The organism is Streptomyces sp. PSU-S4-23 (genome assembly GCF_055632315.1).
This window is the reverse complement of the sequence record NZ_JBVMUU010000002.1, coordinates 1,548,308-1,562,148: the sequence shown is the minus strand read 5'-3', so window position 1 is coordinate 1,562,148 and position 13,841 is coordinate 1,548,308. Positions and strand designations below refer to the sequence as shown.

The window sequence follows — 13,841 nt, the reverse complement described above, 5'->3', positions numbered from 1 at the left end:
GCCATGCGGGTACGTATCGACTTCCACGGCCCTTTCAGAGTCAGCACCGGGCGTGCGGCCGCCGGGGCGAACGACACGGTGGACGACCTCGACCTGCTGCCCGCCTCCTCACTGAAAGGCGTGATGCGCGCTTCGGCGGCGCTGCTGCTCCCAGGGCACCGGGAACTGCTCGACGCGGTGTTCGGTGCCGCACGCCGCCCTTCACCATGGCACTGGAGCGGCGCCACCGTGCACGACGTGCCGGTCGTCAGACAGCGGGCCAGGATCGCCGTCGACCCGGGCACGGGGGCGGCGAAGAGGAACCACCTGCTGTTCGCCGAGGAGGTCTGGGTTCGCACGGCCTCCTTCAGCGTCACCCGCACCGGTCCGCTGACCGCGGACGACGAACGCACCCATCTGACCGTGCTGGCCTGCGCCGCGGCCGGCGTCCACGCGCTCGGCGCGGACCGCCGCCGCGGACTCGGCTGGGTCACCTGCACCCCTCTCGACCCGCCCGTGGACGACGAACTCCTCGCCCGCTTCGAGAACCTGCGGGGCCGTGATGCCTGAGGTGACCCTGCGACTGGCCCAGCCCGCCGCCCTCGGCCGCCGCCCGCGCGGCCGGGCCCCGGTCGAGACGTACCGGCACATCCCCGGCTCCGTGCTGCGCGGTGCCCTCGCCGCCGCGTGGATCCGCGCCTACGGGCCGCCCCAGGGCGCGCCGCCCGCCCGCCGGGATGAGTTCGTGCACCTCTTCGAAGGCCCGGTGCGGTACGGGCCGCTCTTCGACCCGGTGTCCGCCGTGGTGCCGCTGTCGGTGTACCGGTGCAAGTACCGGCCCGAGTGGGAGTGCAGGGGAGAGCACGCCGACATGGCGGCCACCGGAGAGGGCGCGGGAGCCCGCCCGCGTTGCCGCCACTGCGGCGGGCCCCTGGTCGCCGGCAGGGGCGAGGTGGAGTTCTTCGGCACGGCAGCGCCCGTGGTGGAGAACACCCGGGTGGCGCTGACGGAGGACGAACGTGCCGCGGACGGCCGGCTGTTCACACGGCGGTCACTGAGCCACCGCAAGGACGGAGGCGGCCCGCGTGAACTCACCGGGCGCATCACCGACACCTCGGGACCGGGGGCGGAATGGCTCCTCGCCGCCCATGCCCTGCACATCGGCGGGCGGCGGAGCACCGGTGGAGCCGCCGAGTACACCGCACTCCCGGACGCCGCCGCACTTCCCGATCCTGCGGACCTGGTCGTCGACGGAACACTCGTCGTGCGGCTGACGGCGCCCGCGATCCTGGTGGACGCGGCCGGGCGGCCCACCGACGGGCCGGACACCGTACTGCTCACCTCCTTGCTCGGCACGGACGTGATGCTGGACCGCAGCTGGGTCCGCCGCGAACGGGTCAACGGATGGAACGCGCTCACCAACCTCCCCAAGGCGGAGGAACTGGCCGTGTCCGCGGGCAGCGTCTTCCTGCTGCGCCTGGCGAGCACTCCGACCGGGGAGGGACTGGCCGCCCTGCGCGATCACGGCCTCGGCCTGCGCCGCGCCGAGGGCTTCGGCTGGGTGGAACTGGGCCGCTGGGCCCTGCCCCAGATGGCCGCGGCCGTCGTACGGCCCCGGCAGGAAGACCTCTACAGCGGCATGGCCAGGCTGCTGTACGAGACAGGCGCCGGGGCCCGCTACCTGAAATGGCTGCGGGAATGCGCGATGCGTCGGCGCCGGGGAGAACCCGCGGGCAGCCGGTTCCTCGACCAGCCCGCCGCCGAGGGCTTGTTGCACAACGAGCGACTGAGGGTGCGCCTCGAAGCGGTGCTGAAGCGGGACGTCCAGGATCTGGAGGGGATCCTCGTCCACCTGGAGGCGCGGGTCCGGGAGGGCCGACGGTGACCGTCATACTGTTCGCCCAGGTCGAGTTCGAGCTGACCGGCTATGCGGCTGTGGGCGCCCCGGAACGCCGGGAGCAGGGCTCGACGCTCTCACAGCCGGTGGCGCGAGACGGCTGGGGCGGTCCGTGGATCCCACCGACGTCCCTGGCCGGCTCCTTCCGCGCCCACGTACGCGCCCGCCTGGGGGAAGAGAGCGTCAAGGCACTCATGGGCGAGGAGGAGCCCGGCGACGAGGAAGCGCGGGGACGACCGTCGGCCGTCCGTTTCCTCGGCACCGAACTGCGCCTGCCCGCCGGCGGGCTCTCCTACCGCAGGCAGACGGCAGTGGACCGCCACCGTGCGGCCGCCCGCGCCACGACCCTTCGGACCGGCGAGCACCTGCCTCCCGGCACCCGCGTCCGGTGCCTGCTGCGTGTGGACGGGGCCGCCCACCACGAGGCCGTGCTCGCCGCCCTGCGAAGCTGGCAGCCCCTGATCGGCGGCGGCCGCAGCACCGGCCACGGCACCACGCGCACGACCGCCATCCGCTACGACACCATCGATCTGGACACCGCCGAGGGGCGTCGTGTCTGGCTCACCCGCGGCGGGCCGGAGCTCTTCACCGGCGCGCACAGCCTCACCCCCGATCCGGCCGACGGCTCTCCGGCGATCCGCTCCACGTGGGAGATCGTCGATGCCCTGCACATCGGTTCGGGCGTCACCGAGGCTTCGGAGCCCAGGAGAGCGGACGAAGACAGGGCGGCGGAGCCTGCGCCGCTCCTGCGGGACCACCGCGACCGCCCCTATGTGCCGGGCACCACGTGGAAGGGTGTACTGCGCGGCCGCTGCGAGTTCATCCTGGGGTCGTTGGGCCTGCCCGTCTGCGACGGAGGGCCGGACACCTGCGGTGACTGCATGGTGTGCACGTCGTTCGGCTGGGGCGGCGACGGCAGGGGCGCGGCGGAAGCCAAGGCGGAATCCACCACGGAATCCACGACGGAATCCGTGGGCCTGCGGTCCCGGCTGCGGTTCGGCGACTCGCCGCTGACCGATGCCCGCGTCGGGGCACGCAACCACGTCGCCCTCGACCGGGTCTTCGGCGGTGCGGGCGGCGGTCTGCTCTTCGCCGAAGAGGTCGCCGAGAGCGGCCGCCTGACCCTGGAGGTGTACGAGGACGGGGAGGTGCACCCGGCCGTCCGGGCCGCCCTCCGGCTCGCCCTCCACGATCTGCACACCGGCGCCCTCGGCATCGGCGGCGGAACGACACGCGGCTACGGCACGCTGCGCCGCGTGGACGCGGACGCCGCCGCGCTAGCGGCGGAACGCGCGGAGGCCATGGCGGTTCTCGCCGCCCATCTCGATCCGGACCGGGAGACCGCTGGATGACGGACACCAAGCCCGCCCGGCTGTACGGCTACGGCCGACTGTACTGGGCACAGGTGTGTGCCCTGCTCGACGGCTGTGGGTGCACGTGGTCCGACCTGGACGGGATCCACGTCACCGACGCCCCTCCGGATGTGCTGCCCCTCGGGGCGACTCACTTGTGGGGCTGGGCGGCGGACCGGTGCGTACGGGTGCGCTTCGACGGTGAGGTGGCGTACGCGGCGCTGCTGCGCCTGGTGGAAGGTGAGGGAGACAGCGGGCCGGAGGCTCTCATCGCCGAAGTCGTCATGCCGGTCATCCGCCGTCCCGTCGTCTGGAGCCCGGACGACCGCCAGGCGGGGCCGCTGCCGGAGACGGTGCTGGGCCGCGGGTGGGAACTCCTGGAGGTGCCCGGCGCCAGTCCGGTCACCTTCGTGCGCGCGTAGGGCCAGGGGAGCGATGAGACCGTTCCTCACCGGCCGCCTGGTCAACCTCACGCCCCACCCGGTGCGCGTGATCGCCGCCGACGGCGGCACCGTCGCCGAACTACCGGTGGCCGGGCCGTCGGCCAGGCGCGCCGAGCATGCGCGGGAGGAGAGCCGGCTGGAGGTGAACGGCCACGCGGTGCCGGTCCTCCGCCTCGGCTACGAGGAGGGGCTGGACTTGCCGGAACCGGTACCGGGGACGTGGTACGTCGTGTCCAGGGTGGTGGCCGACGCGATGCCGGAGCGCGGCGACCTGCTCGTCCCGGCACGGGTCGTACGGGACGCCGACGGCAACCCGGTCGGGTGCCGCGCCCTCGCCTGGGGCGCCGCCGCCGGAGGGGTTCGCTGATGCCGGCCCGCTGGACGCTGGTGCTGCGCGCCGAGCGGCCGTCCACGGAGCGCGCGGTGACACCGGCCCAGCTCCACGGCCTGACCGCCACGCTTCTGGAGGGCGTGGGCGCGGATCACCACGCCCAGCACAAGCCGTACTCGGTCTCACCGCTCATGGCAGCCGGCCGGCCCGGGACGGCCGTACTGCGCATCGGCTGGCTCCAGGACAGCCCGCGCCCGGACCTGACGGCGCTGACCGGTCTGCGGGTGCGCCTGGGCGCGCAGTTCTTCACGGTGGGGGAGGCGGAGGAGGAGTTCACGCCGTACCCGGCCCTGTGCCAGGTCCCGGGCGCCCGGCGCGTCGTGATGCGCTTCGTCTCCGCGACGTACTTCTCCCGCAACGGCCGCTGGCACCCACTGCCCGACCCGGTCCTCCTGTACGGAGGGCTCGTCCGCCGCTGGAACCTCTTCGCGCCGCCGTACGCGCGGATCGACGAGGGCCAGGAGAAGGCACTGCTGTCGTCAGTGGCCCTCTCCGCCCACGACATCGCGTCCTGTCCCGTCGACCTCGGCGCGGGCTCCCGCGTCGGCTTCACGGGCGACACGGCCTTCACACTGGTCGGGCCGCGTGCGGACGGTGCGGACGGTTCCGCCGGTCTGCTGGCCGGGCTGTCGCTGTTCGCGGCGGCATCGGGGGTCGGGGCCCAGACCACTCATGGCCTGGGGTGCGTGGACGTCGGCTTGGAGTAGCGCGTAAGCCCCTCGCTTCGGGCGTCGTCAGCGGACGCGGGCCTCATCAACCTGCGCTGGCTCTGGCGCGCGGTTGCTATGCCCTTCACCCCGGGCGTCGTCAGGGACACAACAACTACAACGGTGAACTCAAGCTGTGCGCCACGTTGCTATGCCCTTGACCTCGGGCGTTGTCAGCGGACCCGCTACCGAGAAGGAAGTCACTGACTTCTTGAAGTTGCTATGCCCCTGACCTCGGGCGTTGTCAGCGGACCCTACCGCATTCCGCGCCCCCGTGAGCTGCGATGACGGTGTCCGTTGCGCGCGATCTAGCGGGCAGACGCCTTGGGGGCTGCGAGCCACACCACTGGAAGGGCGCAAAGCGCTGCTGACCTGCCCCGATGCCCCCGCGCGCGATCATGGGTTCGGGGCCTCTCCCCGCAGCGCCGGTACGGGCCGCGCATCTGCCCGTACCCAGCACCCGTACCCGGCCTCCACCGCGCCCCGCCTCAGCCCCCGTAAGCCCCCGAAGCCGTAAGCCGCAGCGCCGTGTCGATCAGCGGGACGTGGCTGAAGGCCTGCGGGAAGTTGCCGACCTGGCGCTGCAGGCGGGGGTCCCACTCCTCGGCGAGCAGGCCGAGGTCGTTGCGCAGGGCGAGCAGCTTCTCGAAGAGCTTGCGGGCCTCGTCCACGCGGCCGATCATCGCGAGGTCGTCGGCCATCCAGAACGAGCAGGCGAGGAACGCGCCCTCGTCGCCCGGGAGCCCGTCCACGCCCTCCTCCTCCCCGGAGGTCGGGTAGCGCAGGATGAAGCCGTCCGGGGTGGAGAGCTCGCGCTGGATCGCCTCGATGGTGCCGATCACGCGCTTGTCGTCCGGCGGCAGGAAGCCCATCTGGGGAATCAGCAGCAGGGAGGCGTCCAGCTCCCTGGACCCGTACGACTGCGTGAAGGTGTTGCGCTCCTTGTCGTAGCCCTTCTCGCACACGTCCCGGTGGATGTCGTCGCGCAGCTCGCGCCACTTCTCCAGAGGGCCGTCCGCGTCCCCGGACTCGATGAGCTTGATCGTGCGGTCGACCGCGACCCAGGCCATGACCTTGGAGTGCACGAAGTGGCGCCGCGGCCCGCGCACCTCCCAGATGCCCTCGTCGGGCTCGTCCCAGTGCTGCTCCAGGTAGCGGATCAGCTTGAGCTGGAGCAGGGCCGCGTAGTCGTTGCGGGCCAGGCCGGTCATATGGGCCAGGTGCAGGGCCTCGGTGACCTCTCCGTACACGTCCAGCTGCAGCTGGTGCGCGGCGCCGTTGCCGACGCGCACCGGGGCCGACTGCTCGTAGCCGGGCAGCCAGTCCAGTTCCGCCTCGCCCAGTTCCCGTTCCCCGGCGATGCCGTACATGATCTGCAGGTTCTCGGGGTCGCCGGCCACGGCGCGCAGCAGCCACTCGCGCCAGGCCCGGGCCTCCTCGCGGTAGCCGGTGCGCAGCAGCGAGGAGAGGGTGATGGCGGCGTCGCGCAGCCATGTGTAGCGGTAGTCCCAGTTGCGGACGCCGCCGATCTCCTCGGGCAGCGAGGTCGTGGGCGCCGCCACGATGCCGCCCGTCGGAGCGTAGGTGAGGGCCTTGAGCGTGATCAGGGAGCGGATGACCGCCTCGCGGTAGGGGCCGTGGTACGTGCAGTGCTCCACCCACTCGCGCCAGAAGTCCTCGGTCGCCTCCAGCGACTGCTCGGGCTCCGGCAGCGGCGGCGGCTCCTTGTGCGAGGGCTGCCACGAGATCGTGAACGCGATCCGGTCACCGGGCGCGACCGTGAAGTCCGCGTACGTGGTCAGCGACTTTCCGTAGGTCTCGGCGTGGGTGTCGAACCACACGGAGTCGGGCCCGGCGACGGCGACCGTGCGCCCCTCGTGCCGGTGCACCCAGGGCACCACCCGCCCGTAGGAGAACCGCATCCGCAGCGCGGACCGCATGGGCACCCGGCCGGTGACGCCCTCCACGATCCGGATCAGCTGCGGGGCGCCGTCGCGGGGCGGCATGAAGTCGGTGATCCGGACCGTGCCGCGCGGGGTGTCCCACTCGGACTCCAGGATCAGGGACTCACCGCGGTAGGTCCGCCGGGTCGCGGCCGGCGGCCGGGCGTCCGCCGCGTGGGCCGGCCCCAGGCGCCAGAACCCGTGCTCCTCCGTGCCGAGCAGGCCCGCGAAGACGGCATGGGAGTCGAAACGGGGCAGGCACAGCCAGTCCACGGTGCCGTCCCGGCAGACCAGCGCCGCGGTCTGCATGTCTCCGATGAGTGCGTAGTCTTCGATACGCCCGGCCAATGCAACTCCAGTCGAACGGCCATGTCGCCCTGGCAGGGGCGGTCGGTCTTGCGGTCATGGGGTGTGTGGGAAACGCGTTGCCCACCGACTCATTCGTCAATGATGCAGTCGATGTTCAACGAACTGACGAGCCCTTGTTGTTCCGGCACGTGCGGGGGTGGTGCCGTTTTCCGGGACCGCTCGGCAGTGAGTGTCCGAGCAGGATACGACGCACGTGGGGGATCCGCGTGCCGCTCCGGGCAACGAGACTGGTCCGAACGAGTGGGGCACGGGTGACTCGTCGCGCGAGCGTGGTGACACATGTGCGGAGCGTGGCCGGGAGCGGCCCTCTCGAGGCGCTGATACCCTGGTAGCCCGTGGACCGGTGGGCACGAAACCCCCGAACCGCAGCGACGGCACCCCCCGGAAACCCTTCGGAGGGTGATTCGTATCGCACCCCATACCGCGACCACGGGAGCCCCCTCTTGGCCATGCCGCCCACTGTTTTTCGAAACAGCACAGCCACGACGACCAAGCACATCTTCGTCACCGGGGGTGTCGCCTCCTCGCTCGGCAAGGGCCTGACCGCCTCCAGCCTCGGCATGCTGCTCAAGGCGCGGGGGCTGCGCGTGGTCATGCAGAAGCTGGACCCGTATCTGAACGTCGACCCGGGCACGATGAACCCCTTCCAGCACGGTGAGGTCTTCGTCACCAACGACGGTGCCGAGACGGACCTGGACATCGGCCACTACGAGCGCTTCCTCGACCGCGATCTGGACGGCTCCGCCAACGTCACCACCGGCCAGGTCTACTCGACGGTGATCGCCAAGGAGCGGCGCGGCGAGTACCTGGGCGACACGGTGCAGGTCATCCCGCACATCACCAACGAGATCAAGCATCGCATCCGGCGCATGGCCACCGACGAGGTGGACGTCGTGATCACCGAGGTCGGCGGCACGGTCGGCGACATCGAGTCGCTGCCGTTCCTGGAGACCGTCCGACAGGTCCGTCACGAGGTCGGCCGCGACAACGTGTTCGTCGTGCACATCTCGCTGCTGCCCTACATCGGCCCCTCCGGCGAGCTGAAGACCAAGCCGACCCAGCACTCCGTGGCCGCCCTGCGCAACATCGGCATCCAGCCGGACGCCATCGTCCTGCGCTGCGACCGCGAGGTCCCCACCGCGATCAAGCGCAAGATCTCCCTGATGTGCGACGTCGACGAGGCCGCGGTGGTGGCCTGCCCCGACGCCCGCTCGATCTACGACATCCCGAAGGTCGTGCACACCGAGGGCCTGGACGCGTATGTCGTCCGCAAGCTCGACCTCCCCTTCCGCGACGTGGACTGGACGACCTGGGACGACCTGCTCGACCGCGTCCACAACCCCGAGCACGAGGTCACCCTCGCCCTGGTCGGCAAGTACATCGACCTGCCCGACGCCTATCTGTCGGTGACCGAGGCGCTGCGCGCGGGCGGCTTCGCCAACAAGGCCCGGGTGAAGATCAAGTGGGTCACGTCCGACGACTGCAAGACCCCGGCGGGCGCGAGGAAGCAGCTGGCCGACGTGGACGGGATCTGCATCCCGGGCGGCTTCGGCGACCGCGGGGTCGCGGGCAAGGTCGGCGCCATCCAGTACGCCCGCGAGAACCGGGTCCCGCTGCTCGGCCTCTGCCTCGGCCTGCAGTGCATCGTGATCGAGGCCGCGCGCAACCTCGCCGGGATCCCGGACGCGAACTCCACCGAGTTCGACTCGGCCACCGCCCACCCGGTGATCTCCACCATGGCCGAGCAGCTCGACATCGTCGCGGGTGAGGGCGACATGGGCGGGACGATGCGTCTGGGCATGTACCCGGCCAAGCTGGCGGAGGGCTCCCTGGTACGCGAGGTGTACGACGGCAAGGAGTACGTCGAGGAGCGCCACCGCCACCGCTACGAGGTGAACAACGCCTACCGCGCCGACCTGGAGAAGAAGGCGGGGCTCGTGTTCTCCGGCACGTCCCCCGACGGCAAGCTCGTCGAGTACGTCGAGTACCCGCGTGATGTGCACCCCTACCTGGTGGCGACGCAGGCGCACCCGGAGCTGCGCTCCCGCCCGACCCGGCCGCACCCGCTGTTCGCCGGCCTGGTCAGGGCGGCCGTGCGCCGGAAGAACGGCGAGTGACACCGGGGCTGTACGGTGGCCGGGGTGCGCGCCCCTCGGGAGGCGTGCCCCGGTGTGTGCGAGGGCGTGGGAGGAACAGGGCGACATGACGATCAAGGACACCGCCGAGGAGTGGGAGGTCAGGGCGAGCCGGACCCCGTTCGTCGGCAACAAGACCTCCGTCCGCACCGACGACGTGATCATGCCCGACGGCACGGTGGCCCGCCGCGACTACCAGGTGCACCCCGGTTCGGTGGCCGTCCTCGCCCTCGACGACCAGGACCGTGTGCTGGTCATCCGGCAGTACCGCCATCCCGTGCGCCACAAGCTCTGGGAGATCCCCGCCGGCCTGCTCGACGTCCCCGGCGAGAACCCGCTGCGCGCCGCTCAGCGTGAGCTGTACGAGGAGGCGCACGTCAAGGCCGAGGACTGGCGTGTGCTCACGGACGTCTACACGACGCCCGGCGGTTGCGACGAGGCCGTGCGCATCTTCCTGGCCCGTGATCTGTCGGAGGCCGACGGGCAGCGATTCGAGGTCGAGGACGAGGAGGCCGACATGGAGGTGGCCCGCGTTCCGCTCCAGGAGCTGGTGGGGGGCGTCCTGGGGGGCGACCTGCACAACAACTGCCTGGTGGTGGGTGTCCTCTCGCTGGTCGCGGCGCGGAACGGCGACGGGCTGGACGCGCTGCGCCCGGCCGGGGCGCCGTGGCCCGCGCGCCCCTTCGACGCCTGAGACCGCGCGGCCTTCGGTGTCTGGGCCCGCGCGCCCCTTCGATGTCTGGGCCCGCGCGCCCCTTCGACGTCCGGGCCCGCTCGGCTCTTCGATGTCCGGGACCGCGTGGTCCTTCGACGTCCGGACCCGCCGGGATCGCGCACCGGGACCGCCGTCGCCCTGTGCCTTCGAGGACGCGGGACCGGGCCCGCCGCCGGGTGTGGATCGCACCGCTGCACGACGCCGCCGGTCGTACCATCAGGTGATCCGATCGAGGGATATGCCCGCCATGCTCCGCCGGGATCGTCGCAGAGCGTGAACTAGGCTCTGATCAACGACCCGCCCAAGGCCCGGCGGGCCCGTGTGCGCAGTGGGACGGGAGTGTGGCCCGTGACGGATCAGGCGGTGGACGCAGGCGGCGGCGAGCTGCCGGGGAGCGAGCTGCCTCCCGCCGCCACGGAGCATCATTTCCTGGGACGCACAAGGGAGTTGAAGGAACTCCGCGCCGACATCGAGCGTGCCGGGCTGGACACCATCGCGGGCCGCAAGGCGCCCCGCGCCCGGGTACTGCTCATCGCGGGCCGGCCCGGATCCGGCCGCACCGCGCTCGCCGAGGAGCTGGTACGCCAGGTTGCGGACCGTTACGGGGACGGCGTGCTGCGCGCCCGCCTCAGCGAACCCGACGGCACCCCGGTACCGGTCGAGCGCACCGTCCGTGAGCTGCTGACCGCCCTCGGCCTGCCCAGCCCGGCCGGCGCCGACGAGGACGAACTGGCCCAGATCCTGCGCGAGGCCCTCGCCGGTCGCCGCGTACTGCTCCTGCTCGACGACGCGGTGGCCGCCGAGCAGGTCGACATGCTGCTGCCGGACTCGCCCGACTGCCTCGCCGTGGCCGTGTCCGAAGGCCCCCTGACCGGCATCGCGGACGTCCGCCCCTGCACCCTCGGCGGCCTCGACACCAAGTCCGCCCTGGAACTGCTCACCCGCCACACCGGCTCCGTGCGCATCACCGTCGACCCCCGGGCCGCCGAGGGGCTGGTCGAGGAGTGCGCGGGCCAGCCCGCCGCGCTCGTCCTCGCCGGAGGATGGCTGGCCGCCCGCCCCAAGGCCGCCGTCGCCGACCTCGCCAAGCAACTGCGGGCCGGGGACGACGGGCCCCCGCTGGTCCGCGTCTTCCGGTTCTCCTACGGGGGGCTGCCGAGCACCGCCCGGCGCCTCCTGCGTCTGCTCTCCCTCGCCCCCGCCGGCCTCGCCGACCCGCACACCGCCTCCGCGCTGGCCGGCTGCTCGGTCGAGGACGCCCGCACCGTCCTCGACGACCTGGCGGCCCTCGGTTTCCTGCGGCGCCTCGGTTCGTCGCTGCCGCAGTACGAGGTCCCCGGCTGTCTGCTGCCCATGATCCGCACCCTCGCCGAGAGCCAGGACCGGCCCGGAGAGCTGCAGCTGGCCCGCGCCCGGATGCTGGAGCGGACCGTACGGCTGCTGCAGTCCTGCCGCGTGATCACCGAGACCGACAGCCCGCAGGCCCGCGAGAGGCTCGCCGCGCTGCCCCGGTCCCTGCGGTTCCCGAGCCCCCGGGCGGCCGAGGACTGGCTGCGCGCCCGGCAGCCCGCGCTGCTGGCGGCGGCCCGGCTCGCGGTCCTGGACGGTCAGCTGGACACGCTGGCCCGCCGCCTGCTGGCCGCGCTGGTGAGGGCCATGGTCGCCCACTTCGGTGCTCGGGCCGCCGCACCCGAGCTGTACGGCGTCCACCGGCTCGTCCTCGACATCGCCGAGCGGCGCGACCTGCCCCGCGAGCGGGCGGCGGCCCTGCTGAACCTCGGGGACCTGGACGCGCAGACCGGCCGCACGACGGAGGCGCTGGCCCGCTACCGGGCCGCCCTGGACGCCGGACGGGAGGCGAACGACCCGTACGCGACGGGCCGCGCGATGGAATCCGTAGGCGGTGCCCACCAGCAGACGGGGGACTACGACCGGGCCGCCGACTGGTACGGCCGCGCCCTGGCCCAGCGGCTCGCCCGCGGCGAGGACGCGGACGCCGCCCGGCTCTACGGCCGCATCGCCGCCGCGCACACCTACGCGGGCCGCTACGGCGAGGCGCTGCGCAACTGGCGCGCCGCGATCGCCCTGCACCGCAGGAGCGGCGATGTCGCCGCCCACGCGCGGGCGTTGAGCGAACTGGCCAGGGTGCAGGAATACGCGGGCCGGCCCGAGGAGTCGCTGCACACCTGCCAGCAGGCGGTCGAATGGGCACGGCGCGCGGAGGACTCGCGGCTGCGGGCGGCGCTGCAGCTGCGGATGGCCGACACCCTGGAGCGCCTCGGCGACCCGGCGGCCGCCCGGCTGCACAGGGGCGCGGCCGAGCGCATGCTGGGAGACGGGCGCGAGGACAGCGCCTCGACCCGGGAACATCACGCTAACGCCTGCGAAATCCGTAGTACATCCGCCGAGGATTAAAGTAATGAAAGGCTAGACAGCTAGAAATCCTTCATTAGACTGGTTCCGCCGCCGGTTCTCCAGCGGTGTCTCCCGGTGCGCTCCCCTGTGTCCCGGTATGACGTGCAATGACCGGGCATGCGCTGCCCTGGGCATCCACAGCCCCAGAACCCTCTGAGCCAAGGACCGTGATCGACGTGAAGGTCGGCATTCCCCGCGAGGTCAAGAACAACGAGTTCCGGGTGGCCATCACCCCCGCCGGCGTGCACGAGCTGGTGCGCCACGGCCACCAGGTGGTCATCGAGCGGAACGCCGGCGTCGGCTCCTCGATCCCGGACGAGGAGTACGTGGCGGCCGGGGCGCGGATCCTTGAGACCGCGGACGAGGTCTGGGCCACCGCGGACCTGCTGCTGAAGGTCAAGGAGCCCGTCGCCGAGGAGTACCACCGGCTCCGCAAGGACCAGACGCTCTTCACCTATCTGCACCTGGCCGCGTCCAAGGAGTGCACGGACGCGCTGCTGGAGTCCGGCACCACGGCGATCGCTTACGAGACCGTGGAGCTGCCGAACCGCGCCCTGCCGCTGCTCGCGCCCATGTCCGAGGTCGCGGGCCGGCTGGCCCCGCAGGTGGGCGCCTACCACCTGATGCGCGCGGCCGGCGGCCGCGGTGTACTGCCCGGCGGCGTCCCTGGCGTGCCGGCCGGCAGGGCCGTGGTCATCGGCGGTGGTGTCTCCGGCTGGAACGCCGCCCAGATCGCCATCGGCATGGGCTTCCACGTCACCCTGCTCGACAGGGACATCAACAAGCTCAAGGAGGCCGACAAGATCTTCGGTACGAAGATCCAGACGGTCGTCTCCAACGCCTTCGAGCTGGAGAAGGCGTGCCTCGAGGCCGACCTCGTCATCGGCGCCGTGCTCATCCCGGGCGCCAAGGCCCCGAAGCTGGTCACCAACGAGCTGGTCTCCCGGATGAAGCCCGGAAGTGTCCTTGTCGACATTGCGATCGACCAGGGCGGCTGCTTCGAGGACTCCCGCCCGACCACGCACGCCGAGCCGACCTTCCGGGTGCACGACTCGGTCTTCTACTGCGTCGCCAACATGCCGGGCGCGGTGCCCAACACCTCCACCTACGCGCTGACGAACGCCACCCTGCCCTACATCGTGGAACTCGCCAACCGCGGCTGGGCCGAGGCGCTGCGCCGTGACGCCGCGCTGGCCAGGGGCCTCAACACCCATGACGGCAAGGTGGTTTACAAGGAGGTCGCGGAGGCGCACGGTCTGCCGCACACGGACCTGGAGTCCCTGATCGGCTAGGCGCGACCAGGCGGCCGCCCGGCCCGCTCCGACGGGCCGTGGCCACAAGGCGACAGGTCAACTCACCTCGTCAACACGGCGAATCCGGCCGGACCTTGCCCGACAAGGTCCGGCCGGCTGTGTGTATGGTCACTTTGCGGCACTCGTTCAACTCGCCTCGAACGTAACCCTTCAACCGTTTCGCACACCGGTGAAACCTGGCG

Annotated in this window: 11 protein-coding genes; 10 read left to right on the top strand and 1 reads right to left on the bottom strand. The window is 72.0% G+C overall.

What is annotated here, in order from left to right; translation table 11 throughout:
- Positions 1-3 precede the first annotated feature (3 nt).
- Genes ACZ79I_RS07910 through cas6 form a run of 6 tightly spaced genes read left to right on the top strand, consistent with a single transcriptional unit; the run spans position 4 to position 4,769 of the window.
- Positions 4-549, top strand: coding sequence for an RAMP superfamily CRISPR-associated protein (locus ACZ79I_RS07910; RefSeq protein WP_471495477.1), 546 nt, complete (start codon positions 4-6; stop codon positions 547-549).
- On the top strand, positions 542-1,864 hold the full coding sequence (locus ACZ79I_RS07905) for a hypothetical protein (protein WP_471495475.1): 1,323 nt from the start codon (positions 542-544) through the stop codon (positions 1,862-1,864). The genes ACZ79I_RS07910 and ACZ79I_RS07905 overlap by 8 nt, the downstream gene beginning before the upstream one ends.
- On the top strand, positions 1,861-3,228 hold the full coding sequence (locus ACZ79I_RS07900) for an RAMP superfamily CRISPR-associated protein (RefSeq protein WP_471495473.1): 1,368 nt from the start codon (positions 1,861-1,863) through the stop codon (positions 3,226-3,228). Before ACZ79I_RS07905 ends, ACZ79I_RS07900 begins: the two co-directional genes overlap by 4 nt.
- Positions 3,225-3,650 carry a hypothetical protein gene (locus tag ACZ79I_RS07895; RefSeq protein WP_471495471.1) on the top strand — a complete coding sequence of 142 codons (426 nt, stop codon included), beginning with the start codon at positions 3,225-3,227 and terminating at the stop codon, positions 3,648-3,650. Before ACZ79I_RS07900 ends, ACZ79I_RS07895 begins: the two co-directional genes overlap by 4 nt.
- 13 nt (positions 3,651-3,663) lie before the next feature.
- Positions 3,664-4,038 (top strand): hypothetical protein, encoded by a 375-nt coding sequence (locus ACZ79I_RS07890; RefSeq protein ID WP_471495469.1) that lies wholly within the window; start codon positions 3,664-3,666, stop codon positions 4,036-4,038.
- Positions 4,038-4,769: a CRISPR system precrRNA processing endoribonuclease RAMP protein Cas6 gene (gene cas6 / locus ACZ79I_RS07885; RefSeq protein WP_471495467.1), complete on the top strand. Its 732-nt coding sequence runs from the start codon at positions 4,038-4,040 to the stop codon at positions 4,767-4,769. Before ACZ79I_RS07890 ends, cas6 begins: the two co-directional genes overlap by 1 nt.
- Before the next feature lie 488 nt (positions 4,770-5,257).
- Here the strand turns inward: cas6 and ACZ79I_RS07880 are convergent, their stop codons facing one another.
- Positions 5,258-7,060 (bottom strand): glycoside hydrolase family 15 protein, encoded by a 1,803-nt coding sequence (locus ACZ79I_RS07880; protein ID WP_471495465.1) that lies wholly within the window; start codon positions 7,058-7,060, stop codon positions 5,258-5,260.
- A gap of 470 nt (positions 7,061-7,530) precedes the next feature.
- Here ACZ79I_RS07880 and ACZ79I_RS07875 point away from each other — a divergent pair, with 470 nt between their 5' ends.
- The 4 genes from ACZ79I_RS07875 (at position 7,531) to ald (ending at position 13,638) form a co-directional block, all read left to right on the top strand.
- Positions 7,531-9,198, top strand: coding sequence for a CTP synthase (locus ACZ79I_RS07875; protein ID WP_471495463.1), 1,668 nt, complete (start codon positions 7,531-7,533; stop codon positions 9,196-9,198).
- Positions 9,199-9,283: 85 nt separating this feature from the next.
- Positions 9,284-9,910 carry an NUDIX domain-containing protein gene (locus ACZ79I_RS07870; protein WP_471495462.1) on the top strand — a complete coding sequence of 209 codons (627 nt, stop codon included), beginning with the start codon at positions 9,284-9,286 and terminating at the stop codon, positions 9,908-9,910.
- Positions 9,911-10,279: 369 nt separating this feature from the next.
- Positions 10,280-12,346, top strand: coding sequence for a tetratricopeptide repeat protein (locus tag ACZ79I_RS07865; RefSeq protein ID WP_471495460.1), 2,067 nt, complete (start codon positions 10,280-10,282; stop codon positions 12,344-12,346).
- A 167-nt stretch (positions 12,347-12,513) separates the two neighbouring features.
- Positions 12,514-13,638 carry an alanine dehydrogenase gene (gene ald, locus ACZ79I_RS07860; protein ID WP_471495458.1) on the top strand — a complete coding sequence of 375 codons (1,125 nt, stop codon included), beginning with the start codon at positions 12,514-12,516 and terminating at the stop codon, positions 13,636-13,638.
- Positions 13,639-13,841 lie beyond the last annotated feature (203 nt).

Bases quoted from the DNA above. Each gene is read 5' to 3' on its own strand.
- ACZ79I_RS07910 (WP_471495477.1), top strand. From the start codon at position 4: ATGCGGGTACGTATCGACTTCCACGGCCCTTTCAGAGTCAGCACCGGG.
- ACZ79I_RS07905 (WP_471495475.1), top strand. From the start codon at position 542: ATGCCTGAGGTGACCCTGCGACTGGCCCAGCCCGCCGCCCTCGGCCGC.
- ACZ79I_RS07895 (WP_471495471.1), top strand. From the start codon at position 3,225: ATGACGGACACCAAGCCCGCCCGGCTGTACGGCTACGGCCGACTGTAC.
- ACZ79I_RS07890 (WP_471495469.1), top strand. From the start codon at position 3,664: ATGAGACCGTTCCTCACCGGCCGCCTGGTCAACCTCACGCCCCACCCG.
- cas6 (WP_471495467.1), top strand. From the start codon at position 4,038: ATGCCGGCCCGCTGGACGCTGGTGCTGCGCGCCGAGCGGCCGTCCACG.
- ACZ79I_RS07875 (WP_471495463.1), top strand. From the start codon at position 7,531: ATGCCGCCCACTGTTTTTCGAAACAGCACAGCCACGACGACCAAGCAC.
- ACZ79I_RS07870 (WP_471495462.1), top strand. From the start codon at position 9,284: ATGACGATCAAGGACACCGCCGAGGAGTGGGAGGTCAGGGCGAGCCGG.